Genomic DNA, 24,358 nt, shown 5'->3' with positions numbered 1-24,358 from the left:
AATTGCATTTCGCGAATGTTTTCGATGGTGTAGGTCTTGTCGACTTAACACGCAGAGGCATTCCGGAATGAAATTCTCAATCGCAGAGGCGGAGGATCTCGTATCCTCTATCTTTGAGCGTAACGGCGTTCTGCCGCAAAACGCCCGCTCCGTGGCGAAGGCGCTCGTGGCATCCGAGGCTGCAGGCCAGGGCGGCCACGGTTTTCGGCGTATCCCCGTTTATGTCCGTCAGGCGCGGGTTGGCAAGGTCAATGGCAATGCGCGGCCGGTGGCAAGTCGTGTCAAACCGGGTGTGCTGTCAATCGACGCTAACAACGGTTACGCCTATCCCGCGATCGACTGCGCCGTAGACGAGTTGCCGGACATGGCCCGGCAGCAGGGCATCGCGCTCGCCGCGATCCATCGCTCCCATCATGCAGGCGTCATGGCACTTACAGTCGAGCGTTTCGCGGAAATGGGCCTCGTGGCGCTGATGTTCGCCAATGCGCCTGCATCCATGGCGCCTTGGGGTGGCACCAAACCGCTCTATGGCACCAATCCGATTGCTTTCGCCAGCCCTGTTGGCGAGGCAGATCCGCTGGTGATCGATCTGGCGCTTTCCAAGGTTGCGCGCGGAAAGATCATGGCGGCCCGCCAGAAGGGCGAAACCATTCCGGGCGACTGGGCGCTTGATACGAATGGCCGGCCCACGACCGATCCCGAAGAAGCCCTAGCCGGAACGATGGTGCCTGCGGGCGAGGCCAAGGGTGCTGCCCTGGCGCTGATGGTGGAGATCATGGCCGCCGCGCTCACCGGTGGAAGCTTCGCCTTCGAGGCCTCTTCCCTTCTGGACGACAAGGGTGCGCCACCCTCTCTCGGCCACACGATCATCGCCATAGACCCCGTATCGTCGGGCGGTGCGGCCTTTACCGAGCGACTGGCGCTTATCGCCGGAGAGATAGAGAAGCAGGAAAACGTGCGTTTGCCCGGTCGGCGAAGCCAGGGCATTCGAAGGCAGGCGCTGGAAAGCGGTATCATCGTCGAAAGCGATATTCTTGCCGAGATTCAGTCGCTGTGAGGAACTGAAAATGAAAACCCAGCGGACCGGAAAGTCCGCCGGGTAAACCGTGTATGGCTGCCTTGCAGTTGCGCCGATAGGCCGGAAATCATTTCCGACCCGCCTTTTGGTCCGCCGTCCCGCCATCGAAATGGTGGGTTTTTGGCGCAGAAAGCAACACATCCGGTTTTGGCTTACGGGAAGGGGACGATTTCGCGTAAGCTTTTGGAGCGAGAGGGAAGCTCTAAATATCCTGTTCGATCAGTCCACGCAGCAGGGCGATGCTGACGGCATTCAGCAGATTGGCCGCACCCAGCCTTAGGCGGACCCGTTCCAGAATATCTTTAACATCCGCTTCGTCCGCTCCCGTTATCAAGGCAATGTGAGAAGGATGTCGGCCCCGCGCAACGAGCCCCAGATATTGCCGCTCACGATCCGAAAGGACGATTTCACGCGCCTGGTGACGTTCATGCTGCGTTTTTGACGACATAGTCTTTCAGCCTCAAAAGAGATTGATCTTCCCAAAGCCGGATGTGGCCTCAGGATCCAGGCAATAAGCGGCTGATCTCGCAGCCAGCCGGTCCCGGCATGGGCATATCCTCGGCGATGAAAGAATGACTGCACCGTCCTTCCCAAAAACCTGAAATCGGTTCTTGTCCAGAACAATGTAAAATTCAAAGCTTTGGAATGTTTTCCGTCATGCCCGAAGGCATATTGCGGCGTTCTATTAGGCGGTCTGCCATCTCAAGAGAATAACATCTCGCGCCAAGTTTTGCGTTTTTATTGTTATGTTTCGATACATAATCCAATGAACGCCGACATATTTCCCAAATTTGTTTTGGTTATATGGAATATTGATGCTGGGAATGCGCCCTATACGGCGGAATGATGCGCGTGTTTCTTGCGAATATCCGTGGGCGTTGCCCCGAACCAGCGGGAAACGGAACGCGAAAACGCACCCGGCGTGGAATAGCCGAGCCTGTAGCTGATATCGGAAACCGGAAGATCGCTTTCCACGAGGAGCTTGAAGCCGGCATTCTTGCGAATGGCGTCCTTTATCTCGTTGAGATTAGTCCCAAGCTCGGCAAGCCGTCTTTGAAAACTGCGTTCCGACAGGTTGAAATAGGGGGCGATCTCGCTCAGCGAAAGCTCGGCATCCGACAGCCGCACCTGCATGTAACGCTTCACCTGATCGATGAAATGCGTGGCGTCTGCCGATGTCTCCGGCCGCAGCATCCGGCATTGCAAGTTCATCAGCTCGAACAGCCGCTCATCTGCATTTGGGTTGACCACGTCCAGAAGTGATGTGGGAAGACGCATGGTATGGATGGGTTGCGAAAAGCTGACGCGCTTGGTCATTTTTTCTTTAAATTGCTGAATATTAACCGGTTTCGGCCGTTCCAGACCGATCTCGATCAGGTTGACGCGCTCCCCCAGAATATCGCGAAGGCGCTGGATCAGAGCTGTCAGCGACAAATCCACATATTGATCGCGTTTGGCGATGACAGGCGCAAAGGACCACGACAGGGTTACGTGCGCGGCATCCGTGACCATGGTGAAATTACTGTTATTGGTCGCGTAATAAACGTGATCCTGAAGAAAACGCAGGAAAGCCCGCACTGTCGGCGCGCTGATCAGGCCATATCCGAACGCGCCGGATGCGCCGGCGGGAAAGGTGGACGCGCATTGCAGACCAAAGGCGTCGTCGCCGGAAATCAACGCACATGTCTCGAGCAGGCGGCAAAATCGGTCGAGGCTGATGCGCTCCGTCACGCTGCCGAAAGTGGCGGGATCGATATCGAGAGCCTTGCAGATGGGGGCAATATCGATGCCCCGCGACCGTGCATAATTGGCGACGCCGGCGGCCAGACCGGCCACCACTGTTATCTCGTCGCTGACCCTCTTTTCAGGCATCCCTCGCCTTGGCGTACCATGTTTGGAAATTGTCGCCTGATGGTAAGCGTTGGGAAGCCATTTGTCGAGCAGTTCGGCCTGTGGAGTTTAAATGTGGCGACGGCAGGCGCTCTGCTCCAGCACCTCCATGATGGTTTTGCCCGCATCTTCCATGGCACCGCTATTGTCCACGGTCGTCACATCAAAATCCCCGACGACCGTGAGCGAACTGCGTTCCAGCCGCCGGAGAATATCCTCCCGGCTTTCCCGCCCGCGCTGCTCCAGCCGCTTCGCCAGCACGTCCGGCCGTGCAACGATGTTCACGACCTTGAGGCGCGCAAAGGCGGTGCCGAACTGGGGCAGGGCCGAGCGGGAGCCGTTGGCGATGACCACGTCTCCCGCATTAAGATGACGATAGACGGCGGCCGGAATGCCATATTTCAGCCCGTGCGCCTGCCAGGAAACGGCAAAAGCACCTTCGTCTTCCAGCCGGTTGAACTCGTGCATGGAAACGGCATCGTGATTTTCGCCGCCGGCATCGCCGCTGCGGGTAATGACCCGGCGTGTGAAATGAAAGCCCGGCCGCCCGGACAGCTGCGCTGCCGCATAATCCATCAGCGTGTCCTTGCCGGCCCCACTCGGGCCGACAATTACGATCATGGTTCCGGGCACCGTACCCAGCGTCTGGCCGTCAAGCCGGCTATCCTGTCCGTTGCCGGTCATGCCACACGTTTGCCCTGACGCCAGACCGAGCGGGCGACGGGAACGCCGTCCTCGCGGTGAACTCGGACCAGATCGGCCCGCAATCCCGTTGCGATGCTGCCGCGATCGCGAAGGCCCACCGTTCGTGCCGGCGTGAAGGTGACCATGCGCAACGCTTCCGGCAGAGTGATGGCTTCCACCTGGTCGGCGAGCAGGAACGGTGCGTAAAGCAGGCTGAACGGCACATAGTCGGAAGAGAGAACATCCAGCACGCCAAGTTCGGCAAGATCACGCGCGGCGATGTTGCCGGAATGGGACTTGCCGCGAACGATGTTCGGTGCGCCCATCAGCACGCTCATGCCGGCGCTGTGCGAAGCCTTTGCCGCCTCGACGCTGGTGGGGAACTCCGCGAGTTTCACGCCGTGTCCGATCGCTTCGCCCACATGCGCTTCTGTAGCGTCGTCATGGCTTGCAACGGTTATGCCGCGCTCGGCGCAGCGGGCCGCCAGGTAATCCCGGTGCTTGGCAGAAAACTCCGCCGATGCCGTCTGCCGGCGTCTGACGAACTCGGCGAAAGCCTCGTCGCTCAGTCCGCGCTTCTTCTGGTAATAGAAGATATATTGGTCCATCGACTGGAACTGGCGCTGTCCCGGGGAGTGATCCATCATCGAAATCAGCCGTACACGCGGATCGGTCTCAAAATCTTCGAAATGCTCGAGGACATCGGCGGAGGCGACTTCACAGCGCAGGTGCAGCAGGTGATCTGCCCGCAGGCGGTTCTGATCGGCAGCGGTTTCAATGGCATCCGCCATTTCCCGCATCTCGCCCTTCTTGAACCCGCCATCTTCGTCGGAGCCCAGCCGCAGGCAGTCGAAAACAGTGGTAATGCCTGATGACGCGACCTGCGCATCGTGAGCCTGAATGGCGGCGATCTTATCCCAGATAACCCCGGGACGCGGCGAATAGTGCTGTTCCAGATGGTCGGTGTGCAGTTCCACCAGACCCGGGATGAGGAAATCGCCTTCGAGATCCTCGCCGGTCTTGGAGGCGCCTTCGCTGATATCGGCGATCTTGCCGTCACGGATCAGAACGGATCCCAGAATAATATCGTCTTCCAGAACGATACGGGCGTTGGAAAGGGCATGCTCGGTCATGGGTCAGCATCTTTCTTTGGCGGCTGGCCAAGCGGGTGCCAGCGATGAACGGTAAATGGTGCGCCGCGCGTTTCCTCAACGAACAAAGCGAGGCCGGAAATGGTGAGAGGCCGGTCGACGAACTCGGAAAACTTGGTCGAAAGCACATCCTGGATAGCGGGCGCGTCGCTTTCGTCGATGCGGCCCGTCAGCGTCATATGAAAGCGGAAGTCGTCCATGACATGCGGATAACCCCAGAGCGACAGATTTTGCCGCTGGCTTTCGGTCAGGTTTTGCGGGCGGCGGCGGGCAATGTCGGTCTCGGACAGGGGCGCGCGAAACCGGTCGAAATGGTCGACGATCTCAGCGGCAAAATCCTGCAGCGGCTGGTAGGTGCGATCCGGAACGAGCGCGAAAAACGGCCCGAGTGCACCGATGACAACACGCGGAATATCGAAGACGGACTGGCTGGCCGCAAACTGTTCGAGGGCGGCGACGAGATCCGCTTCGCTGTATTTTTCGGAAAGCTCGAAGGGGGCTTTCAGCGTCGCGTGGAAACCGTAACGGCGCGGCTCCTCAGTCATCTCCGCATAAGCGGCATGGTCATCATGTTGCGCGCCGGAAAAGGCATTGCGTCCCAGCCAGCGCGACGCCGCTTCAGTCAGTGGATGATCTTTAGCCGGAGAAAAATAGATGGCGTAGCGCACGGCAAGCACTCTTCGGTGTCATGGAAAACCTGGATGAAAAGCTATTTGGCGTGACTCGCCCGCTTCCCGCAAGGTCAGGAGTGCGAGGTAATCGCTTTCCGTGACAGAATGATGATGCCCCAGGAAAAAAAGCGCTTGAAACGCCGCGTGTCTCTCGAATGTCCGCAAGACGGATGCTGGCGCATTGAGGGGATGTATCTGACTTTGCAAAGAGGTTCCGGTTTTGCGCACGTCTCGGGAAGCGGGATAGCCAAACCCCGCTCCTGCTTTATGAATTAATGCTGGGTTTTCCCGATCAGGCGCGACCGCAGGGAATTCGAGATGTGGTCGAACAGGAAAACCACGAAGAGAATGAGCAGCACCATATAAGCGACCTTGTCCCAGTCGGCATTGGTACCCATTGCTTCCAGCAGTTTCAAACCGATGCCGCCAGCGCCAACCGCACCGATGATCGTGGCTGAACGGGTGTTGCTTTCCCAGAAATAAAGCGACTGGGAAATGAAGACCGGCAGGACCTGCGGAAGCACGCCGAAACGATTGACGGCGATGGGGGAAGCGCCAACCGATTTGACGCCCTCGCGCTGCTTGTCGTCAACATTCTCCAGCGCCTCGGCATAGACCTTGCCGAGCGCGCCGGTATCGGTGAAGAAGATCGCGGCAATGCCGGGGATCGGCCCCGGACCGAAGCTGCGGGTGAAAAACAGCGCCCAGATCAGCATGTCGATCGAGCGCAGGAAGTCGAACAGACGCTTCATGCCCCAGTTGGCGGCCCTGTTGGCGGTGATATTGCGTGCGGCTAGAAAGGCGAGCGGCAGGGCAACGAGCGTGCCGAACAGCGTGCCCACAAAGGCCATCACCAGCGTCTGCATCAGCTTGGAAAGAATATCGGCGTGCTGCCAGACACCATTGTCGAGGAAATCATCGACCATGTGGCTGATATTGGAGCGCGTGGGATCGAGCCTTTCCCCCCACAGCGCCAGTGCGGCAAGGTCGCCGTAGCCCTTGCCCCAGAATTCCGATTTGGTATCGAACAGGAAGTTCGCCCATCCGAGGAACCGCCGCTGCACGTAAACCTGGCTGGTGCGGATTTCCGCCTGTCCGGCAAAACCGTAATGCACGAGAACCTTGTTGCCGTCCTGCGTGATCTCTTGCGGCAGGACCTCAGGCGCCAGAGCCTTGTCGCCATCGATGATGACGGGATAGTTCTTGCCGTCCACATAGACGTCCACCCGGGTCGGCGTTACGTCGAGACGGTTTTGCGTGCCCGCGTAAACGACGCTGTAGCCGCCATCCGGCAAGGGTTGCAGCCAGTCGATCGGCGCATCGGCGGGATATTGCATCCGGCTTGACCACTGCGGGTTCACCTTGCCGTCTTCGAAACGAAGGCGTGGCTGGGCCCGCCAGGAATACCAGTCCTGAATGTAGCTCGAAGCGCGATCCCATCGACCCTGCATGAAAGCGGGGCCGACATTGAAGAAGAAAAAGCAGGCGGTGAGATAGACGAGGACGGCGACAATACCGGTCAGCAAGCCGTATCGCTGCATGAAGCCGCGATTGAAAATTGCGGGATGTGCGGCCGTCAGCCTCTCGCGGTCTGCGGTATTGAGAATGAAGCTGGACGACATCAGGCCGCTCCCCGTCCGAATTCGAAGGATTGATGGCCGATCAGCCTGCGGCGCAACCAGCTTGAAAACTGGTCTACGGCGATGATGGTGATCAGCAGCAGGATGATGATGGCATAGGTCTTGGAGGCGTGATCGTTACCGATCGACAGCCGGAAGACCTCGCCAATGCCGCCACCACCAACGGCGCCGATGATGGTCGAGGCGCGTACGTTGATTTCGGCACGCAGCAATGCATAGGACACGAAATTGGGCAGGACCTGCGGCACGATGGCAAAGCGAACCCGCTCCAGCCAGTTGGCACCCGCGGCACGCAGGCCTTCATCCGCCTTCATGTCGGCATTTTCCACGACTTCGAAGAATAGCTTCCCCAGAGCCCCGATGGTGTGCACGGAAATCGCGATGATCGCCGCGATCGGCCCGATCGATAAGATGGCAGTCAGCAATCCCGCGACGACGATCTCCGGAAAGGCGCGCAGGATCTCCATTACCCGGCGTACAACCCAGCGCACGAGGCCGGCACCGATAAGGTTGGTGGAGGCAAAGAAGCACAGCACAAATGCGAAGGTCGTGCCTATTATCGTCGAGACCAGCGCGATGTTGAGCGTGATGATCAGCTGATAGATGAAATGCGGTATGTAGAAACCGTTGGTGATGTAAACGCGATCCGCGACATAGTTGTATTTCAGCGAACCGTTGTCATAGGGCGACGGCAGGTCGAACATCGCCCGGAAGACCTCGAGCGGGCTATCCGGCACGAATGTTTTCATGAAGTCGAAAAAATATGGCAGGCGCTCGAAGAACTTGCCCGAATTGGCCTCATTGGCGAAATTCAGTGAGGCGGCAAGGACGATGAGGAAGATAACGAGCGACATAACGGTATAAATCCGCCGTGTCCTAAGCTGCCGTTGATAATGACGCATCACCGTTCGGGACGATGCGCTCAATCCCTCGGGCGTGAGGGTACCATGTTGCAGTGTGGTCGCCATGCCGCTTTCCTTTATTGGCAAAAGCGGCGGTGCCGCAAGGCACCGCCGCTTCCGGATATGATCTGAGGATCAGCCGCCGATAACGGACTTACGGGCGTCGATGATCGTCTGGTAGAAAGCCGGGTCGACCTTGATGTAGGCAGTGTTCTTGCCCTGGGTGTAACCCTGGAAGCAGGCGAGATCCTTCTTCGGCAGTTCCATGAAGAAGTCTTCGACCTTCTGCTTCATGCTGTCACCGATCTTGTTGGCGACGAGAAGCGGACCGTTCGGGATCAGCGGGGACTTCCAGACCTGAACGATATCGTCCATGTCGAGGTTGCCCTTCTTGACCATCTGGTGAAGGTTGCCGCCGGAGTAGCCTTCTTCCCACTTGCCGACGCCCGAACCGAATGTCGTGCCGACGTCGAACTTTTTGTCGAGAACGGCGAGAACGAGGTTCTCATGGCCGCCGCCGAAGCCGGTTTCGGAGAAATATTCCTTGACCGGAACGCCGGTCTCCTTCGGGATCGATACGTTCGGGACGAGGAAGCCCGAGGTGGAGTCAGGGTCGGCGAAGCCGATCTTCTTGCCCTTGGCGTCAGCCAGAGACTTGATGCCGCTGTCCTTGCGGGCAACCATGATCGTGTAGTAGCCGCTGGAACCGTCAGAGCCGGTATAGGTCAGGATCGGATCGACGGCCTTGGGATCGGCAATGGCGATCTTGGCGTAGGAAGAAGCGCCCATGGATGCAATGTCGATGGTGCCGCCGAGCAGGCCCTGGATAACGCCGTTATAGTCCGGCGACGGGAAAACCTGAACTTCGGAAACGCCGGTTGCAGCCTTGAGGCCATCGGCAACGCACTTCGTGTTGCGGATCTGGTCGGCTTCATTTTCCGAACCGTCGAGACCGATACGCAGGACCTTGACGTCCTGAGCCATGGCCGAACCGGCCAGAACGCCAAGGGCGACTGCCGAAAGAAGGATTTTCTTCAACATGGACTTTCTCCTGTTTCCCGGCGAGCCGGAGTTTGTTGTGAAGTATCGGCCCTTGACGCGGGCGCAAACGATGCTGAGCGGTTCCTCAGAGCCCGGCGAGAGCCAGCGGTTCGGGACCGGCAGATTGCTGAACCGGACGCGCGGCAAGCTGCGCGCCGGGAATATTGATGCTGGTCGAGGTCATGGTCTCGTCGATGCCGGCGCCGTGTGAATCCGTGCCGTAAATCTCCGTGACCGCCGCCGCCGTCAGTTCGGCGGGTGTTCCGTCGAAAACGACTCGACCCTGCGACATGCCGATGATGCGTTCGCAATAATTGCGCGCCGTATCCAGCGTATGCAGATTGGTGATGACGGTGATGCCTTCACGCTCGTTGATGTCGCGCAGGGCGTCCATGACGATCTTGGCGTTCAGGGGATCGAGAGAGGCGATCGGCTCGTCGGCGAGAACCATCTTCGGAGACTGCATTAGTGCCCGGGCGATAGCGACGCGCTGCTGCTGGCCGCCGGAAAGCGTGCCCGCCGCCTGCATGGCTACGTGCTCGATGCCGAGCCGCTCGAGGGCAGCAATCGCCATCAGGCGCTCTTCATCCGTGAAGATGTTGAACAGGCTGAGCACGGTCGAACGGTGGTTCAGGCGGCCGAGCATGACATTGGTGAGCACGTCGAGACGCGGCACCAGATTGAACTGCTGGAAGATCATCGCGCAGTCGCGCTGCCAGTTGCGCAGGGCGGCACCCTTCAGCGAAGAGACTTCCGTGTCGTTGAAATGAACGGAACCCGAGGAGGGATCGACGAGGCGGTTGATCATGCGCAGCAACGTTGACTTTCCTGCGCCAGAACGTCCAATCACGCCAACCATCTGGCCTTGTGGAATTTCCACATTCACGGAATCGACCGCAGTGTGGTTGCCGAAACGGCGCGTGACTTGCTTCAGGTGAAAGCTCATTTCCCCGTCCAATCTTCTTCTGATGGGGTTCGACCTAACAGCGGTGCGTGAAGCGTGAATGTCAGTTTGATGAAGAAAATATTACAGAATGCGCAGATAAGGCGTGCGCGTGGTCGCCTGCGAACCTTTTAGTAGTCGTGCCACCGGATTGAGGCCGGCGGGCGTCTCGCAGACATGGTTAGGGAGACCCCGGAGCACGACCCCCGGAATCTGCAGTTTCTTCGGTGTGGCGCGATTTTACCCGGCGTATTTCGCCACGAAATCCTCGGCGGCGAGGGTGCGGAAATCGTCCAGTGCGCCGCGCAGCGTTGCGTGGTCCCAGTCCCACCATTTGAGATCGTCCATGCGCTGGCCAAGGTCCGCCGGGAAGCGGTTCCTGATCAGCCGGGCGGGTACGCCGCCGACGATGGTATAGGGCGCAACGTCTTTCGACACGACCGCACCGGCCCCGATTACCGCACCGTTTCCGATTGTGACGCCAGGCAGGATGGTCGCGCCATGGCCGATCCAGACATCGTGGCCGATCACCACGCGCTTGGCGCGGCGGGCGGCGAAGAAGTCATTTTCATCTTCGGCATCGTCCCAATAACTGTGGGCACGATAGGTGAAATGGTGAAGTGTGGCGCGCGACATCGGATGATTGGTCGCGTTGATGCGGACGGATGCGGCGATGTTGACGAATTTGCCGATGGTGGCGCACCAGATCGCACCGTCCTGCATGACATAGGAATAGTCGCCCATCTCCACTTCCTCGATGCGGCAGCGTTCCGAGATTTCGGTATAGCGGCCGATCGATGAATTGGTGACGCGGGCACTTTCGTGGACAACAGGTTCGAGACCGACCTTCACACTCATGCCGCTGCCTTCCGGGGGGAGAATTGCGAGACATCCAGAACGCGATCGGCCACGGCTTCCCGCACTTCCTCGTCATGGAAAATACCGAGCAAGGCCGTCCCTTTGCACTTCTTTTCCGCGATCATCTCCACGACCACCCGTCGGTTGGCGGCATCCAGGGATGCGGTCGGTTCATCGAGAAGCAGGATCGCGTGATCGGTGATGAAACCGCGTGCGATGTTGACGCGCTGCTGCTCGCCGCCGGAAAAGGTTGCTGGCGGCAGCGACCACAATTCCCGCGGCAGGTTGAGTTTCGAAAGCAGAACGGCTGCCTGCTCGCGGGCCTCTTCCGCGGCAACCTTGCGCGCAAAAAGCGGCTCGGCGACGACGTCGATCGCCGGAACGCGCGGCACGGTGCGCAGAAACTGGCTGACATACCCGATGGTGCGATGGCGAATCTCGAGGATGGTGCGCGGCGAGGCGCTGCCCATGTCGATGACCTGATCCTCGTGGCGGATGAGAATCTGGCCGCTGTCGATGGCATAATTGCCATAGAGCATTTTCAGGATCGAGCTTTTGCCGATGCCGGACGGGCCGCCGAGCACGACACATTCTCCGCCGGACACGGAGAAACTGACATCGCGGACAACAGGCAGTTCGATGCCATCGCGAAGATGCATGGTGAAGCTTTTGAAGACTTCCGAAACGATGAGGGGTGTCGGCATGGCGTCAAACCTGCAAAATGGAGGAAACAAGCAATTGCGTGTAGGGTTCGCGCGGATCATCCAGCACCCGGTCTGTCAGACCGTGTTCGATGACGTCACCACCCTTCATCACCATCATGCGATGGGAAAGCAGCCGCGCGACCGCCAGATCATGGGTGACGACGATAACGGCGAGGCCGAGATCGTTGACGAGACCACGCACGAGATCGAGCAGGCGTGCCTGCACCGAAACATCGAGGCCGCCGGTCGGTTCGTCCATGAAGACGAGGCGCGGTGAGGTCACCAGGTTGCGGGCAATCTGCAGACGCTGACGCATGCCGCCGGAAAAGGCGCGAGGCTGGTCGTCAATGCGGTCTGTGCCGATTTCCACCCGTTCCAGCCACTCGCTGGCCGATTGCCGGATGTTGCCGTAATGCCGGTTACCGACAGCCATAAGCCGCTCGCCGACATTGGCGCCCGCCGAAACCGCCATGCGCAGCCCATCCGCTGGGTTCTGGTGCACGAAACCCCAGTCTGTCCGCATCAGAAAACGCCGTTCGGCCTCGCCCATATGATAGAGGTCTCGCACCGAGCCATCGCGCATGCGATATTCCACGCTGCCAGCCGTCGGCACGAGCCGTGTGGAAATGCAGTTGAGAAGCGTGGTCTTGCCGGAGCCGGATTCACCGACGATTGCCAGAACCTCGCCCGGATAAAGCTCGAAGGAGACGTTGCGGCAACCGGCGCGGTCGCCGTAATATTTCGAAACGTCCCTGACTTTCAGAAGCGGTGCGTCGCTCATTCTGCGGCCTCCTTCACATCCGCCAGCAAATGGCCCTTGTGGCCATGGGCGCGGCGGTCTTCGCAATGGTCGGTGTCGGAGCAGACGAACATCCGCCCGCCCTTGTCGTCCAGCACCACCTCGTCCAGATAGACATTCTCCCCGCCGCACAGCGCGCAGGGCTTGTCGAAGCTCTGGATTTCAAACGGATGGTCCTCGAAATCCAGGCTGACGACATCGGTGTAGGGTGGCACGGCATAGATGCGCTTTTCGCGCCCGGCCCCGAACAATTGCAGGGCGTCCGACAGGTGCATTTTCGGATTGTCGAACTTCGGGGTTGGCGAGGGGTCCATCACATAGCGCCCCGCAACCTTCACCGGATAGGCATAGGTGGTGGAGATACGGCCGTTGCGGGCAATATCCTCATAAAGCTTGACGTGCATCAGGCCGTATTCCTCCAGCGCATGCATGACGCGGGTTTCGGTCTCGCGCGGCTCGAGGAACCGCAAGGGTTCAGGAATGGGAACCTGATAGACAAGGACCTGCCCCGAATGCAGTTCTTCTTCGGGAATGCGGTGCCGCGTCTGGATGATGGTTGCATCCTTGGTGCGGGTGGTGACGGCGACATCAGCGACTTTCTGGAAGAAGGCGCGGATGGAAACGGCGTTGGTGGTGTCGTCGGCGCCCTGGTCGATAACCTTCAGGACATCGTCTGGACCGAGGATGGCGGCGGTCACCTGCACGCCGCCGGTGCCCCAGCCGTAAGGCATGGGCATTTCACGGGAAGCGAAGGGAACCTGATAACCGGGAATGGCAATTGCCTTCAGGATCGCCCGGCGGATCATCCGCTTGGTCTGTTCGTCCAGATAGGCGAAGTTGTAGGCAGCCAGCCCGTCGTCGAATGAAACTTCTTTAAGCATTGCGCGTTAACCTTGCGAAAAAAGGAGTACAAGCTCATGGAGATTGGAATTCTTGCAGCCGTGTTCTTTGCCGCATTTGCAGCATTGACCGTCTTTTGCGCCTATTGGTTCGGCGAGCAGCACAGTCGCTGATTTACTCGGCTGCATCGCTCATCCATTCCCCGGCATGGGTGTCGGTCGCGTCGAAATCGGCGCGCATTTTGCGCACCAAGCCCAGTTCGGCCTGAAAATCCACGTAATGCGGCAATTTCAGATGTTCGACAAAGCCCGTCGCCTGCACATTGTCGGCGTGCGAGATGACGAATTCCTCGTCCTGCGCCGGGGCAACCACATCCTCACCGAATTCAGCGGCGCGTAGCGCACGGTCGACCAGTGACATGGCCATCGCCTTGCGCTCGCTCTGGCCGAACACCAGACCGTAACCGCGGGTGAATTGCGGAGGTGCCTTGGCAGAACCCTTGAACTGGTTGACCATCTGGCATTCAGTGACCTTGATGTCGCCGAGCGAGACAGCAAAACCGAGCTCCGGCACATCCAGTTCGACCTCCACCTCGCCGATGCGGATTTCACCGACGAACGGGTGTGTGCGTCCGTAACCGCGCTGCGTCGAATAGGCGAGCGCCAGAAGAAAGCCCTCGTCGCCACGTGCAAGCGATTGCAGGCGCAGGTCGCGCGCCATCGGAAACTCTATTGGTTCGCGTGTCAGATCGCCGGCAACATGGTCGTCCGGCATGTCGCCGTCACTTTCGATCAAGCCTTCTTCGGCGAGAATGTCGGATACGCGCATGACGTATTCTGTCTCGCCTTCACGGATGGCAGGGATCTCGACAGCTCCGTCCTCCAGCAGCGAGGGATCGAGCAGGCGGTGGGTGTAATCGAAGGTCGGTCCCAGCAATTGCCCGCCCGGCAAATCCTTGTAGGTTGCCGAAACGCGCCGTTGGACCGTCATCTTCGCAGTATCCACGGGAACAGAGTAGCCGAAACGGGGCAGGGTCGTGCGGTAGGCGCGCAGCAGGAAAATCGCTTCTATCATGTCGCCGCGAGACTGCTTGACGGCAAGGGCGGCCAGCGACTGGTCGTAAAGCGAAGCCTCCGCCATGACCCGGTCAACGGCGAGCGAAAGCTGCGAAACGATCTGCGCCACCGTCATGGCGGGCAGGTCGCGGTCTCCGCGCCGCTTGTCGGCCAGAAGCCGGTGGGCGTTGGCGATGGCGGTTTCCCCGCCTTTGACAGCAACATACATCTTATGCCTCCACGGGTTGAATGCGCGTTGTGCGTGGCAGGCAGACGAATTTGTCACCAGCCGTCAGGATGATGTCGATGCCGCGCGGGAAGATGGCGTTGTTTTCCGCCCATAGCCTCGGGAATATGTCCGGCAGGCCGGATGGGCTAATGATGTTGATATGGCGGATGCCGGGGCCGGACAGCAGCAGTTCCCGTCCGCCGTCAAGATCGGGCAATTCAATGATGACCGTCGTGGAACGGTCGGGGTATTCCTGACTGCCTTGGGCAAAGAGACCGAAGGAGGCAATTGCGCTTCCCGCCTCAATGACGGCGAAATGCGCCGCGCTTTTTTCCTCTGTTGTAACCGCCCCGGTGTGAAACCCGATCCATCCCGGCACCGTGGTTTTGCGTAGCGCGCCGCTCAGCCAGACCGGCGTGTCATGGTCGCAAAGTGCAAGAAGAACGGCGCCGCTGGCCGCACCAAGCGGCAGCGGCGGGGCAACTGTTGTTTCGATCGTTTGCGCTGTGCCTGGCCGGGCCATGCCGTCCATGAGCTTCTTGAAGATTCGCTGTGAATCGAAAACGGCGTCGGAAAAACCGCCCGTCAATGCTTCGGCTTTCACGCCCATCAATCCTCTCCTCGAACCATGGTGAAGAAATCCACACGAGTTGCGGCTGTTTCTTTCGTTTTCCGGTCTTTCTCCTCGGCCAGTCTTTTTTCGACCGGTGAAAGAAGCTCGGTCTCGATAAAGCCGCGTGTCGGGTTTTCCTGCCAGAGCGCATCGAAAACCGCAGCGTACCAGGCCTTCTTGCGACCGGTGCCGAGCACATACGCATGGCCGACGGTGCCGGATGCGAGCTTCACGGTTGCCCGGGTCACGGTGGTTTCGCCCAGATTAAAGGGCGCACCGCCGCCGCCGATACGGCCCTTGACCATTACGAGGCCGGTTTCAGGCCCCCGCACGTTTTCCGTCTGCGGGCTGGCATCCTGCCGGCTCCAGACGGCCTCAAGTTCCTGAACGGTGGCGCGGGCAAGAAGTGCTGCCGCCCGTTTCCTTTCCGCATGTGAATTCGCAGCTTCGTTATTCATCGCTTGACCTCTAATGTCTATTGATATAGACAACTATACAATATAAGTTACAATTAACGTCGATGAATGACAAGCGTGTGACATGAGCCCTTCGGCAGCGATGAAAAGAAAGAACGGCGTGGCGCTCTGGCGACAGATCGCCGACAGGATCAGGGGCGAGATCGCAGCGGGCGATCACGACGAAACCGGCATGTTGCCGCCAGAAATGACGCTGGCCGAAAAATTCGGTGTCAACCGCCATACCGTCAGGAGCGCCATTGCCGCGCTGGCAAGCGAAGGCATTCTCGAGGCGAGGCAGGGGCGCGGCACGATGATTGCGCGCAAGGAACGACTGAGCTTTCCGATTTCACTGCGCACACGGTTCACGGCCGGTATCAGCGATCAGGTGAAGGATATGCAGGCGCTGCTTCTTTCCCACACCACCGAGCCGGCAAATGCCGACCTGGCGGCACGGCTGCAATTACAGCCGGGTGCACCGCTTGTGCGTCTGGAAACCCTGCGAAAGGCCGACAGCCGGCCGGTTTCCCGCTCGACCACGTGGTTTCCGGCGGACCGTTTTTCAGGGATAGGGGAAGCCTATCAAAAAAGTGGGTCGATCACCGCCGCCTTCGAAATGCTGGGCGTCGCGGATTATGTGCGCATCTCTACCGTTATTTCCGCGAGCCACGCTGATACCCAGGATCTGGCCGATCTCGAATTGTCGCCGGGCGCAATCCTGCTCGTCACCCAGGCGCTGAACGCTGATATGGACGGCATTCCCGTGCAATATGCCATCAGCCGGTTCTCGGCAGATACGGTTGAGTTTACCGTGGAAAATTAAGGCGCAGACATAGATTGAAGTGTTATTCTGCCTGCGAAAGGCCGAGAACATCCAGCATCGAATAGAAGCCCGGCTTCTTGTCGAAGGCCCAGACCGCCGCCGCGATCGCGCCGCGTGCGAAGATGGAGCGGTCGCCGGCGTAGTGGGAAAGCTCGACGCGCTCTCCCTCGCCAGCGAAGATCACCGAATGTTCTCCGATCACCGAGCCGCCGCGCAGCGTCGCAAAACCGATTGTACCCGCTTCGCGCGCACCCGTATGCCCGTCACGCACGCGAACAGAGGAGGTGGCGAGATCGACCTTGCGGCCCGCTGCAGCCGCTTCGCCGAGCAGCAGCGCTGTTCCGGAGGGCGCGTCCACCTTGTGTTTGTGGTGCATTTCCAGGATTTCGATATCCCAGTTCTGCGCATCCAGTGCCTTGGCGGCCTGCTGCGTCAAAACGCTGAGCAGATTGACGCCGAGGCTCATATTGCCCGATTTGACGATGCGGGCATGGCGTGACGCTGCCTTGAATTTTTCCTCGTCGCCCAGTGAGCAACCGGTGGTGCCGATGACGTGTACGATGCGGGCCTGCGCGGCGAGACCGGCGAAAGTGACGCTGGTTGCAGGCGAGGTGAAGTCGATCACCCCTTCCGCATGCAGGAATGCCTGCAAGGGATCGCTGGTGATCTCTATGCCGATTGGTCCGAGACCGGCAATCTCGCCGGCATCGCGGCCAACAAAAGCAGACCCTTCGCGTGCGACAGCGGCATGCAGCGTTACACCCGGTGTCTGGTGAATAAGGCGGATCAGCGCCTGTCCCATGCGGCCCGCCGCACCAACCACCACCAGTTTCATATCGCTGCCGCTCATGCCTTCACTCACTTTTCACGTCCTGCCGTTCAAGGTCGCCATTCAATTGACTGACCCATACCTCACCGACGTTAATGACCGCCCGCCCGCTTCGCAAGCCTGTCCCAAGCGCAGATCAGGCTCTCCAGCGCCGCCCGTCGAGTGAAAGGCCGAAATCCGAAGGGGTGCGCGCGTAGGTGGCGAGACCGGAAAGGGCCGCCTGTGGATGGGTAACGACGAAGGTGGGAATGCTGCGCATCAGTGCACTGTGCGGCGCCTTGTCTTCGAACGCCGCCCGGAATTCAGGGCTTTTCAGCGCGGGAACGATTTTCTGCGAAATGCCACCTGCGAGATAGACACCGCCCTTGGCCATGAAGATCAGGGCAAGGTCACCCGCCACACGGCCGAGATAGGTGCTGAAAAGCGAAAGCGTCTCTTTCGCCTGCGGGTTCTGGCCCGAAAGCCCCTGCGAGGTTATGTCGGCCGGATCGGAAAAGATCGGCTCGATGCCATCGGCGGTGCAGATGGCCCGGTAAAGATTGACCAGCCCGCGCCCGCAAAGGATCTGTTCGCCGGCGATACGGCCCTCGATGGTCTCGATATGTGGAAAGACCGCATAGTCACGCGCGCTTCTGGGGCCGATATCGATATGGCCGCCTTCGCCGGGTACGGGAAACCACATATGCCGGGCGTAAACCAGACCGGCAACGCCAAGGCCCGTGCCTGGTCCGAGAACGACGCGCGATGCCAGCATGTCTTTTTTGCCGGAGCCGATAGAATCGCGGTTGTCGTCGTCGAGCGCGGCAATAGCCAGTGCCTGCGCCTCGAAATCGTTGATGACGATGACGTCCTTCAGGCCGAGTTTGGCCAGCATATCTTTCGGCTTCACAACCCAATGGCAGTTGGTCAGCGGAATTTCGTCGCCTTCGATGGGGCCGGCGATCGCAAGGATGGTCGACACGGGCTGAAGCGAGGTCTTGTCCAGAACCGCCTGCTGGATGGCGTCGTCAATTGTCGGATATTCCGCTGTTTTCACGGTGGTGAGGTGCACCGGTTCCGCAAAGGAATCGATCAGAATGGAAAAGCGGGCATTGGTCCCGCCGATGTCGCCAAGAAGGATCGGAAAGGAAAGATATTCGGTATCGGACGTCTTCGGCATTACCTGTTCCATGTTGGCGCGTCATTCGGCGAGGTTGAAGTCGATCAGGTTTTCTGCGGTGGCGCGATTGAGCGCCATGGGAATGTCGTAAACCGTGGCAAGCCGCGTAAGCGCCTTCACATCCACATCATGCGGCATCGCCGTCAGCGGGTCGGTGAAGAAGATAAGCATATCGACCTCACCGGTGGCGATCATCGCACCGATCTGCTGGTCGCCGCCAAGCGGGCCGCTTTTGAGGCGAATGACGCTGAGGCCGGGGCAGGCTTCCTGAACGCGCCCGCCGGTGGTGCCGGTGGCGACGATCTTGAAGCCGGAAAGCGCCTTTTGGTGATGACGCGCAAAATCCGCCATATCGTCTTTTTTCTCGTCGTGAGCGATGAGTGCGATACAGCGTTGTTCTGCCATGTCCCCAGCCTGTTCCCATAAAGAATTAAATCGATTTGAAGCCTTCTATAACAGCTTGTCCCCATTTGAAAAGGGAAGCCGTTTAATGCCGCATTTCTGTTTCAGTTCAATGTCGGGCGCTGGGTCGGAAGCGGAATATCCGCAGGTGGCTGAATGGCCGGAGCGTTCTGGATGATCTGTTCCACGCCTTGCTGGCGCACGGCCTGGGCCGGGGAATATGCCTGGGCAGCAAAACCTTCCGTATTGGCGGATGGGGCGGCGGCCACGGCGGCACAGGCTGCGGGCAGATCGGAGACCATGACCTGACGGGGTTTCACCGGCTTGGCATTGGGGTCTTTTTTCGGCGGCGCCCATGGTTCCTTGGTGAACCACCAGGCCAGCAACTTGTCGCAACCGTCGCCTTTGCCAACTTCGGCCTGAGGTTTGCAGTTGGGCGCGCCGGGCGGGCATTCCAGCCGGATGTGGAAATGTTCGTCGTGACCGTAGATTGGCCTGATCTTGCCCATGAAGGTGCGGTCGCCGGTCCATGTCTGGCAGAGTTTCTGCTTGATTGCCGGGTTAACGAAGACCCGCTCCACCTGCGGATAGCTCGCTGCCATCATTACCAGCCGCGCATTGAGCGGCGACCATTTGCGGTCATCGACCGTCAGGAACTTGGACTTATCAAGCATGGAAATGAAAGGCAGCGTCTCGCGCTGCTGCACCGTCAGCCTTGGGTTCGGCATGGGCCGCCACCACACATCGACATCGAGGCCGATCTGGTGCGAGGCATGGCCTGTCAGCATCGGTCCACCGCGCGGCTGTGAGATATCGCCGAGCAACAGGCCCGGCCAGCCGATTTTCTGTGCATCCTGCGAAAACCGCTCGAGGAAGGAAATCAGCTGCGGTTGGCCCCAGTTGCGATTGCGGGAAAGGCGCATGGCTTGCCACGTCGGGCCATCTGCGGGCATGGCAATGGCGCCGGACTGACATCCCTTTGCATAGGAGCCGATCGGCTGGGAGCTATTCGCAGATGGCAGGTCGATGTGGCCGAATACTTCTTTTGCGGGCCTGTCCTCGGCCGATGCGATTTGCGTCTGCAACTGGAGCGCCGAAACGACCGAAATCGCCAGCATGGCCGCCTTGAAAACTCTGGATGATCCCGCCGTCATATATTCGTGCCCGTTCCGACTAAATGATTCTCTCGCCCCTCAGGATAAACTGGATCGGGATTTTGTTGAAACCATGTTTCAAGCCGCCCGCACCAAGGCATGCGAATAAAGGCCTCAATAAAGAGCTTGTGAGCCGGAGCATCTGTTTTTTGCCAATGTTTGTTTTATGCTCTCTTCAACAAACACGAAAACAGGGAACGTCCCGAATGAAATTGGCACCGTTGAAATCCCGGCTCCTCGTCGCTCTTGCGGCCTCCGCCATGCTGATGCCGGCCGCCGCCTCCGCACAGTCTGCGGATGTGTGGCGAAAGGGAATCTCGACGGTCGGTGAATTGAAGCATCCCGATGGTTTTGATCATTTTGACTATGTGAACACCAAGGCGCCGAAAGGCGGCACACTACGCCTGTCGACATCGGGAACCTTCGACACGCTCAATCCGCTGCTCGCCAAGGGTGAGGCGGCCACAGGTCTTTCACTGGTTTTCGACACTCTGATGAAATCGACGGAAGAGGAACTCTCGGCCTCCTACGGTCTCCTGGCCGAGGGCGTGAGCTTTCCCGACGATATCTCCAAAGCCACCTTCAGGCTGCGCGCAGAAGCGAAATGGGCCGACGGCAAGCCGGTGACGCCGGAAGATGTCGTCTTCAGCTTTGAAAAAGCCAAAGATCTCAGCCCGCAGCTTGCGACCTATTACACCCATGTCACCAAGGCAGAGGTGACGGGTGAAAGGGACATCACCTTTACCTTCGATGAAAAGAACAATCGCGAATTGCCGCAGATCGTCGGGCAGTTGCTGATTGTTCCCAAACACTGGTGGGAGGGCGTTGGTCCGGATGGCAAGCCGCGCGACATATCGCGTGGCACGCTGGAGCCGGTAATGGGTTCTGGCCCGTATAAAATAGCGTCGCTGTCTCCCGGATCGACGATGACCTATGAGCGACGTGACGACTATTGGGGCAAGGACATCAATGTGAATGTCGGCCAGCACAATTTCAAAACAATCACCTATACCTTCTTTGCCGATCAGGACGTCGAGTTCCAGGCTTTCAAATCAGGCACAGTCGATTTCCGGCAGGAAGCTTCTTCCAGCCGCTGGGTCACTGGTTATGATTTTCCGGCCGTCAAGGAAGGCCGCGTCACAAAGGAGGAATTGCCGAACATCTATCGCGCCGTCGGCATCATGCAGGCCTTCGTGCCGAACATGCGGCGGGAGAAGTTCCAGAACCCGAAACTGCGCAAGGCGCTTAACTATGCTTTCGACTTCGAAGAGCTGAACAGGACGCTGGCTTACGGTCAGTTTCAGCGCATCAACAGCTTTTTCATGGGCAGCGAGCTCGCCTCTTCCGGCTTGCCGACGGGTCGTGAACTCGAAATTCTTCAGGAGTTGAAGGATCAGGTGCCGCCGGAGGTCTTCACCACCGAATATAGCAATCCCGTCGCGGGTGAACCCGCCAAACAGCGTGACAATCTGCGCGAGGCGGTCAAGCTATTGAAGGAGGCCGGTTATGAGCTTCGCGGCAACCGCATGGTCAACGCGGCGAGCGGGCAGCCGCTGGATATGGAGTTTCTGATCGATTCCTCCGGCATGGAAAGAACCATCCTGCCCTATGTCCAGAACCTGAAGAAGATCGGCGTCAATGCGACCATCCGCACCGTCGATGCCTCGCAATATACCAACCGTACCCGCAGCTTTGATTTCGACGTTGCGGTCAAGCTCTGGGCGACGTCGGCAAATCCTGGAAACGAACAGGCGGATTTCTGGGGTTCGGCGGCGGCCGACCGGCAGGGCTCAAACAATCTCGCCGGCATCAAGAACCCTGCCGTCGACGCTTTGGTCAGGAAGGTCATATTTGCGCCCAACCGGGATGAGCAGGTGGCCGCCGCGCGGGCGCTTGACCGGGTGCTTCTGGCAAACAGCTACGTCATACCGCAATTTTATCGCGGCGAGATGTTCATCGCTTACTGGAACACGCTCATCCGTCCGGAAAACCTGCCGCAATATGGCGTCGGTTTTCCAGAGGCATGGTGGTCCAGCCAGGCCGCGAACTGACGCCGCGCTTGCTTTCGCGCCGAAGGCTTGATTCACATAGGGCGAGACGAATCGCTTGGATCGCGCAAGGCAGCGCTTTCAGGAAAGGACCGGGTTTGACAGAAACGAAAACCGCTGACGTATCAGCCGGGAGCAAAGGCTGATGGGCGCCTATATTCTCAGACGTCTGGCGCTGATGATCCCGACCATTATCGGCATTATGGGCATTTCGTTTCTTGTCATCCAGTTCGCGCCGGGCGGGCCGGTGGAACAGGTCGTCGCGCAACTGACTGGGCAGGGCGACAGCGCCTCCGACCGCCTCTCCGGCGGCGGCGATCTTATGGGCCAGTCCGGCGGTTTCGATGAAAGCGGCTCGAAATATCGCGGTGCGCAGGGCCTTGATCCGGAGCTGATCGCCAAACTTGAGAAACAGTTCGGTTTCGACAAGCCGCCGCTCACTCGTTTTCTCGAAATGATGTGGAATTACATACGCTTCGATTTCGGCGACAGCTTCTTCCGCAATTCCTCGGTCATCGATCTCATCATCGACAAGCTGCCGGTCTCGATGTCGCTCGGCTTCTGGATCCTGATCATCTCCTACATGATCTCCATTCCACTCGGCATCAAGAAAGCCGTTTCCGACGGCTCGACCTTTGATATCTGGACATCAGGCATCATCATCATCGGTTATGCCGTTCCAAGCTTCCTGTTCGGCATTCTTCTCATCGTGCTTTTCGCCGGCGGATCGTTCTTCGACTGGTTCCCGCTGCGCGGTCTGGTATCGGACAATTTTGACCAGCTGAACTGGTGGCAGAAGATCATCGACTATTTCTGGCACCTGACCCTGCCGCTGATCGCACTATCGCTTTCGGCTTTCGCGACGACGACGCTTCTGACGAAAAACTCCTTCATCGACGAGATCAAGAAGCAATATGTCGTGACCGCCCGCGCCAAGGGGCTCAGCGAACGTAAGGTTCTTTATGGCCACGTCTTCCGCAATGCTATGCTGATCGTGATCGCCGGTTTTCCGGGCGCCTTCATCTCGGCATTCTTCACCGGTTCGCTGCTGATCGAGAACATCTTCTCGCTGGATGGCCTAGGCCGCCTCGGTTATCTCTCGGTCGTCAATCGCGACTACCCGATCGTGTTCGGCACGCTCTTCATCTTTTCGCTGATGGGCCTCGTGGTCAGCCTCCTATCCGACCTTATCTACACATGGATCGATCCGCGAATCGATTTCGAGCGGAGGGACGTGTGATGACGCTTGCCCATACCGCCGCAACGGAAACGTTGGTAAAGCCGAAGCGCCCGTGGTTTTCACCAACCACCAAGCGCCGCTGGCAGAATTTCAAGGCAAACCGGCGCGGTTACTGGTCCTTCTGGCTGTTCCTGATCCTGTTTTTCCTGAGCCTGATTGCGGAATTCATCGCCAATGACAAACCCATTTTCGCTTCCTACAAGGGCGAATTTCTGGTGCCGGTCATGGTCGATTATCCGGAGGAAAAGTTTGGCGGGTTCCTTGCCCAGACTGACTACAAATCCTCCTTCATTCAGGACGAGATCAACGCCAATGGCTGGATGATCTGGCCGCCGATCCGCTATTCCTATCAGACGGTCAATTCCAACATTCCGCATTCCGCCCCCACGGCACCCTTCTGGCTGATGGATGAAAAGGACCGTTGCTCGGCCTATCCGCAGGGTAATGCCGATCCCGGCTGTACGCTCGGCAATCTCAATTGGCTCGGAACCGACAATCAAGCGCGCGACGTCACGGCGCGGATGATCTATGGCTTCCGTATTTCCGTGCTTTTCGGCCTGACGCTGACGATCGCATCCGCCCTCGTTGGGGTGACTGCCGGCGCCATCCAGGGTTACTTCGGCGGCTGGACGGACCTGCTTTTGCAGCGTTTCATTGAAATCTGGTCATCCATGCCGGTGCTTTACATCCTGCTGATCATCGCGGCTATTCTGCCGCCGGGTTTCTTCGTGCTGCTTGGCATCATGTTGCTGTTTTCATGGGTCGGCTTCGTCGGCATCGTGCGCGCGGAATTCCTGCGTGCCAGAAACTTCGAATATGTCCGCGCCGCCCGCGCCCTTGGTGTCGGCAACTGGACAATCATGTTCCGGCATCTTCTGCCAAACGCCATGGTGGCAACACTGACCTTCCTGCCGTTCATCCTCTCCGGCTCGATCACCACTTTGACCTCGCTCGATTTCCTCGGCTTCGGCATGCCGCCGGGATCGCCGTCGCTGGGCGAGATGATCGCGCAGGGCAAGAACAATCTTCAGGCGCCCTGGCTTGGCCTCACGGCCTTCTTCACCATGTCCATCATGCTGTCGCTGCTGATCTTCGTCGGCGAGGCGGTGCGAGACGCCTTCGACCCACGCAAGACGTTCCGGTGATTGCC

The 24,358-nt window shown here is 58.9% G+C and carries 25 protein-coding genes; 5 read left to right on the top strand and 20 right to left on the bottom strand.

Annotated features, from left to right (window positions below; all coding sequences use genetic code 11):
• The first annotated feature begins 67 nt into the window (after positions 1-67).
• Positions 68-1,057 carry an Ldh family oxidoreductase gene (locus F617_RS0104255; protein WP_019564530.1) on the top strand — a complete coding sequence of 330 codons (990 nt, stop codon included), beginning with the start codon at positions 68-70 and terminating at the stop codon, positions 1,055-1,057.
• Positions 1,058-1,280: 223 nt separating this feature from the next.
• Here F617_RS0104255 and F617_RS0104250 read toward each other — a convergent pair whose 3' ends face one another.
• From F617_RS0104250 to phnG, 16 genes are all read right to left on the bottom strand, one after another.
• Complete coding sequence (locus tag F617_RS0104250) at positions 1,281-1,526, bottom strand: LuxR C-terminal-related transcriptional regulator (RefSeq protein ID WP_019564529.1); 246 nt, start codon at positions 1,524-1,526, stop codon at positions 1,281-1,283.
• A 383-nt stretch (positions 1,527-1,909) separates the two neighbouring features.
• Positions 1,910-2,950: an AraC family transcriptional regulator gene (locus F617_RS0104245; RefSeq protein ID WP_026330666.1), complete on the bottom strand. Its 1,041-nt coding sequence runs from the start codon at positions 2,948-2,950 to the stop codon at positions 1,910-1,912.
• 87 nt (positions 2,951-3,037) lie between these two features.
• Positions 3,038-3,652, bottom strand: a complete 615-nt coding sequence (gene phnN / locus F617_RS0104240; RefSeq protein ID WP_019564527.1) for a phosphonate metabolism protein/1,5-bisphosphokinase (PRPP-forming) PhnN — start codon at positions 3,650-3,652, stop codon at positions 3,038-3,040.
• Positions 3,649-4,785 carry an alpha-D-ribose 1-methylphosphonate 5-triphosphate diphosphatase gene (locus F617_RS0104235; RefSeq protein WP_019564526.1) on the bottom strand — a complete coding sequence of 379 codons (1,137 nt, stop codon included), beginning with the start codon at positions 4,783-4,785 and terminating at the stop codon, positions 3,649-3,651. Before F617_RS0104235 ends, phnN begins: the two co-directional genes overlap by 4 nt.
• Positions 4,782-5,480: a DUF1045 domain-containing protein gene (locus tag F617_RS0104230; RefSeq protein ID WP_019564525.1), complete on the bottom strand. Its 699-nt coding sequence runs from the start codon at positions 5,478-5,480 to the stop codon at positions 4,782-4,784. Before F617_RS0104230 ends, F617_RS0104235 begins: the two co-directional genes overlap by 4 nt.
• Positions 5,481-5,746: 266 nt before the next feature.
• A complete protein-coding gene (gene phnE, locus F617_RS0104225; protein ID WP_019564524.1) occupies positions 5,747-7,096 on the bottom strand; it encodes a phosphonate ABC transporter, permease protein PhnE in 1,350 nt (449 codons plus the stop codon).
• Positions 7,096-8,082, bottom strand: coding sequence for a phosphonate ABC transporter, permease protein PhnE (gene phnE / locus F617_RS0104220; protein ID WP_026330665.1), 987 nt, complete (start codon positions 8,080-8,082; stop codon positions 7,096-7,098). The genes phnE (F617_RS0104225) and phnE (F617_RS0104220) overlap by 1 nt, the downstream gene beginning before the upstream one ends.
• 69 nt (positions 8,083-8,151) lie before the next feature.
• On the bottom strand, positions 8,152-9,057 hold the full coding sequence (gene phnD, locus F617_RS0104215; RefSeq protein WP_003514479.1) for a phosphonate ABC transporter substrate-binding protein: 906 nt from the start codon (positions 9,055-9,057) through the stop codon (positions 8,152-8,154).
• Positions 9,058-9,142: 85 nt separating this feature from the next.
• On the bottom strand, positions 9,143-10,003 hold the full coding sequence (gene phnC, locus F617_RS0104210; protein WP_019564523.1) for a phosphonate ABC transporter ATP-binding protein: 861 nt from the start codon (positions 10,001-10,003) through the stop codon (positions 9,143-9,145).
• A 237-nt stretch (positions 10,004-10,240) separates the two neighbouring features.
• On the bottom strand, positions 10,241-10,858 hold the full coding sequence (locus tag F617_RS0104205; protein ID WP_019564522.1) for a DapH/DapD/GlmU-related protein: 618 nt from the start codon (positions 10,856-10,858) through the stop codon (positions 10,241-10,243).
• A complete protein-coding gene (gene phnL / locus F617_RS0104200) occupies positions 10,855-11,562 on the bottom strand; it encodes a phosphonate C-P lyase system protein PhnL (protein WP_019564521.1) in 708 nt (235 codons plus the stop codon). Before phnL ends, F617_RS0104205 begins: the two co-directional genes overlap by 4 nt.
• Before the next feature lie 4 nt (positions 11,563-11,566).
• Entirely contained in the window at positions 11,567-12,343 is a 777-nt protein-coding gene (phnK, locus tag F617_RS0104195) for a phosphonate C-P lyase system protein PhnK (protein ID WP_003514488.1), read from the bottom strand.
• The gene (locus tag F617_RS0104190) at positions 12,340-13,242 is read right to left on the bottom strand and encodes an alpha-D-ribose 1-methylphosphonate 5-phosphate C-P-lyase PhnJ (RefSeq protein ID WP_003514490.1); all 903 of its coding nucleotides are present in this window, start codon (positions 13,240-13,242) and stop codon (positions 12,340-12,342) included. Before F617_RS0104190 ends, phnK begins: the two co-directional genes overlap by 4 nt.
• Before the next feature lie 133 nt (positions 13,243-13,375).
• Positions 13,376-14,485 (bottom strand): carbon-phosphorus lyase complex subunit PhnI, encoded by a 1,110-nt coding sequence (locus tag F617_RS0104180; protein ID WP_019564520.1) that lies wholly within the window; start codon positions 14,483-14,485, stop codon positions 13,376-13,378.
• 1 nt (position 14,486) lies between these two features.
• Positions 14,487-15,095 carry a phosphonate C-P lyase system protein PhnH gene (gene phnH, locus F617_RS0104175; RefSeq protein ID WP_019564519.1) on the bottom strand — a complete coding sequence of 203 codons (609 nt, stop codon included), beginning with the start codon at positions 15,093-15,095 and terminating at the stop codon, positions 14,487-14,489.
• Entirely contained in the window at positions 15,095-15,556 is a 462-nt protein-coding gene (gene phnG, locus F617_RS0104170) for a phosphonate C-P lyase system protein PhnG (protein WP_019564518.1), read from the bottom strand. Before phnG ends, phnH begins: the two co-directional genes overlap by 1 nt.
• A gap of 82 nt (positions 15,557-15,638) precedes the next feature.
• Here phnG and phnF point away from each other — a divergent pair, with 82 nt between their 5' ends.
• Positions 15,639-16,376 (top strand): phosphonate metabolism transcriptional regulator PhnF, encoded by a 738-nt coding sequence (phnF, locus tag F617_RS0104165; RefSeq protein WP_003514498.1) that lies wholly within the window; start codon positions 15,639-15,641, stop codon positions 16,374-16,376.
• A gap of 22 nt (positions 16,377-16,398) precedes the next feature.
• On the opposite strand, the gene dapB is transcribed toward phnF, so the two are convergent.
• The 4 genes from dapB to mepA form a co-directional block, all read right to left on the bottom strand.
• The gene (dapB, locus tag F617_RS0104160) at positions 16,399-17,226 is read right to left on the bottom strand and encodes a 4-hydroxy-tetrahydrodipicolinate reductase (protein WP_019564517.1); all 828 of its coding nucleotides are present in this window, start codon (positions 17,224-17,226) and stop codon (positions 16,399-16,401) included.
• Positions 17,227-17,341: 115 nt separating this feature from the next.
• Entirely contained in the window at positions 17,342-18,364 is a 1,023-nt protein-coding gene (locus tag F617_RS0104155) for a glucokinase (RefSeq protein WP_019564516.1), read from the bottom strand.
• Between the two features lie 21 nt (positions 18,365-18,385).
• Entirely contained in the window at positions 18,386-18,769 is a 384-nt protein-coding gene (locus F617_RS0104150) for a methylglyoxal synthase (protein WP_019564515.1), read from the bottom strand.
• Between the two features lie 101 nt (positions 18,770-18,870).
• The gene (mepA, locus tag F617_RS0104145; protein ID WP_019564514.1) at positions 18,871-19,920 is read right to left on the bottom strand and encodes a penicillin-insensitive murein endopeptidase; all 1,050 of its coding nucleotides are present in this window, start codon (positions 19,918-19,920) and stop codon (positions 18,871-18,873) included.
• 206 nt (positions 19,921-20,126) lie between these two features.
• Here mepA and F617_RS0104135 point away from each other — a divergent pair, with 206 nt between their 5' ends.
• The 3 genes from F617_RS0104135 (at position 20,127) to F617_RS0104125 (ending at position 24,353) form a co-directional block, all read left to right on the top strand.
• Positions 20,127-21,971, top strand: coding sequence for an extracellular solute-binding protein (locus F617_RS0104135; RefSeq protein ID WP_019564512.1), 1,845 nt, complete (start codon positions 20,127-20,129; stop codon positions 21,969-21,971).
• Between the two features lie 142 nt (positions 21,972-22,113).
• On the top strand, positions 22,114-23,208 hold the full coding sequence (locus F617_RS0104130) for a microcin C ABC transporter permease YejB (RefSeq protein ID WP_003514512.1): 1,095 nt from the start codon (positions 22,114-22,116) through the stop codon (positions 23,206-23,208).
• Positions 23,208-24,353 (top strand): ABC transporter permease, encoded by a 1,146-nt coding sequence (locus tag F617_RS0104125; RefSeq protein WP_003514514.1) that lies wholly within the window; start codon positions 23,208-23,210, stop codon positions 24,351-24,353. The genes F617_RS0104130 and F617_RS0104125 overlap by 1 nt, the downstream gene beginning before the upstream one ends.
• The last annotated feature ends 5 nt before the right edge of the window (positions 24,354-24,358 follow it).

This window comes from Agrobacterium sp. 10MFCol1.1 (assembly GCF_000381165.1).
Classification (GTDB): Bacteria; Pseudomonadota; Alphaproteobacteria; order Rhizobiales; family Rhizobiaceae; genus Agrobacterium; species Agrobacterium tumefaciens.
This window is presented reverse-complemented; position numbering and strand designations above follow the sequence as displayed.

Coding starts and splice junctions, on each gene's coding strand:
- F617_RS0104255 (WP_019564530.1), top strand. CDS start 68: ATGAAATTCTCAATCGCAGAGGCGGAGGATCTCGTATCCTCTATCTTT.
- F617_RS0104250 (WP_019564529.1), bottom strand. CDS start 1,526: ATGTCGTCAAAAACGCAGCATGAACGTCACCAGGCGCGTGAAATCGTC.
- F617_RS0104245 (WP_026330666.1), bottom strand. CDS start 2,950: ATGCCTGAAAAGAGGGTCAGCGACGAGATAACAGTGGTGGCCGGTCTG.
- phnN (WP_019564527.1), bottom strand. CDS start 3,652: ATGACCGGCAACGGACAGGATAGCCGGCTTGACGGCCAGACGCTGGGT.
- F617_RS0104235 (WP_019564526.1), bottom strand. CDS start 4,785: ATGACCGAGCATGCCCTTTCCAACGCCCGTATCGTTCTGGAAGACGAT.
- phnE (WP_019564524.1), bottom strand. CDS start 7,096: ATGTCGTCCAGCTTCATTCTCAATACCGCAGACCGCGAGAGGCTGACG.
- phnE (WP_026330665.1), bottom strand. CDS start 8,082: ATGGCGACCACACTGCAACATGGTACCCTCACGCCCGAGGGATTGAGC.
- phnD (WP_003514479.1), bottom strand. CDS start 9,057: ATGTTGAAGAAAATCCTTCTTTCGGCAGTCGCCCTTGGCGTTCTGGCC.
- phnC (WP_019564523.1), bottom strand. CDS start 10,003: ATGAGCTTTCACCTGAAGCAAGTCACGCGCCGTTTCGGCAACCACACT.
- F617_RS0104205 (WP_019564522.1), bottom strand. CDS start 10,858: ATGAGTGTGAAGGTCGGTCTCGAACCTGTTGTCCACGAAAGTGCCCGC.
- phnL (WP_019564521.1), bottom strand. CDS start 11,562: ATGCCGACACCCCTCATCGTTTCGGAAGTCTTCAAAAGCTTCACCATG.
- phnK (WP_003514488.1), bottom strand. CDS start 12,343: ATGAGCGACGCACCGCTTCTGAAAGTCAGGGACGTTTCGAAATATTAC.
- F617_RS0104190 (WP_003514490.1), bottom strand. CDS start 13,242: ATGCTTAAAGAAGTTTCATTCGACGACGGGCTGGCTGCCTACAACTTC.
- F617_RS0104180 (WP_019564520.1), bottom strand. CDS start 14,485: ATGTATGTTGCTGTCAAAGGCGGGGAAACCGCCATCGCCAACGCCCAC.
- phnH (WP_019564519.1), bottom strand. CDS start 15,095: ATGGGCGTGAAAGCCGAAGCATTGACGGGCGGTTTTTCCGACGCCGTT.
- phnG (WP_019564518.1), bottom strand. CDS start 15,556: ATGAATAACGAAGCTGCGAATTCACATGCGGAAAGGAAACGGGCGGCA.
- phnF (WP_003514498.1), top strand. CDS start 15,639: ATGAGCCCTTCGGCAGCGATGAAAAGAAAGAACGGCGTGGCGCTCTGG.
- dapB (WP_019564517.1), bottom strand. CDS start 17,226: ATGAGCGGCAGCGATATGAAACTGGTGGTGGTTGGTGCGGCGGGCCGC.
- F617_RS0104155 (WP_019564516.1), bottom strand. CDS start 18,364: ATGCCGAAGACGTCCGATACCGAATATCTTTCCTTTCCGATCCTTCTT.
- F617_RS0104150 (WP_019564515.1), bottom strand. CDS start 18,769: ATGGCAGAACAACGCTGTATCGCACTCATCGCTCACGACGAGAAAAAA.
- mepA (WP_019564514.1), bottom strand. CDS start 19,920: ATGACGGCGGGATCATCCAGAGTTTTCAAGGCGGCCATGCTGGCGATT.
- F617_RS0104135 (WP_019564512.1), top strand. CDS start 20,127: ATGAAATTGGCACCGTTGAAATCCCGGCTCCTCGTCGCTCTTGCGGCC.
- F617_RS0104130 (WP_003514512.1), top strand. CDS start 22,114: ATGGGCGCCTATATTCTCAGACGTCTGGCGCTGATGATCCCGACCATT.
- F617_RS0104125 (WP_003514514.1), top strand. CDS start 23,208: ATGACGCTTGCCCATACCGCCGCAACGGAAACGTTGGTAAAGCCGAAG.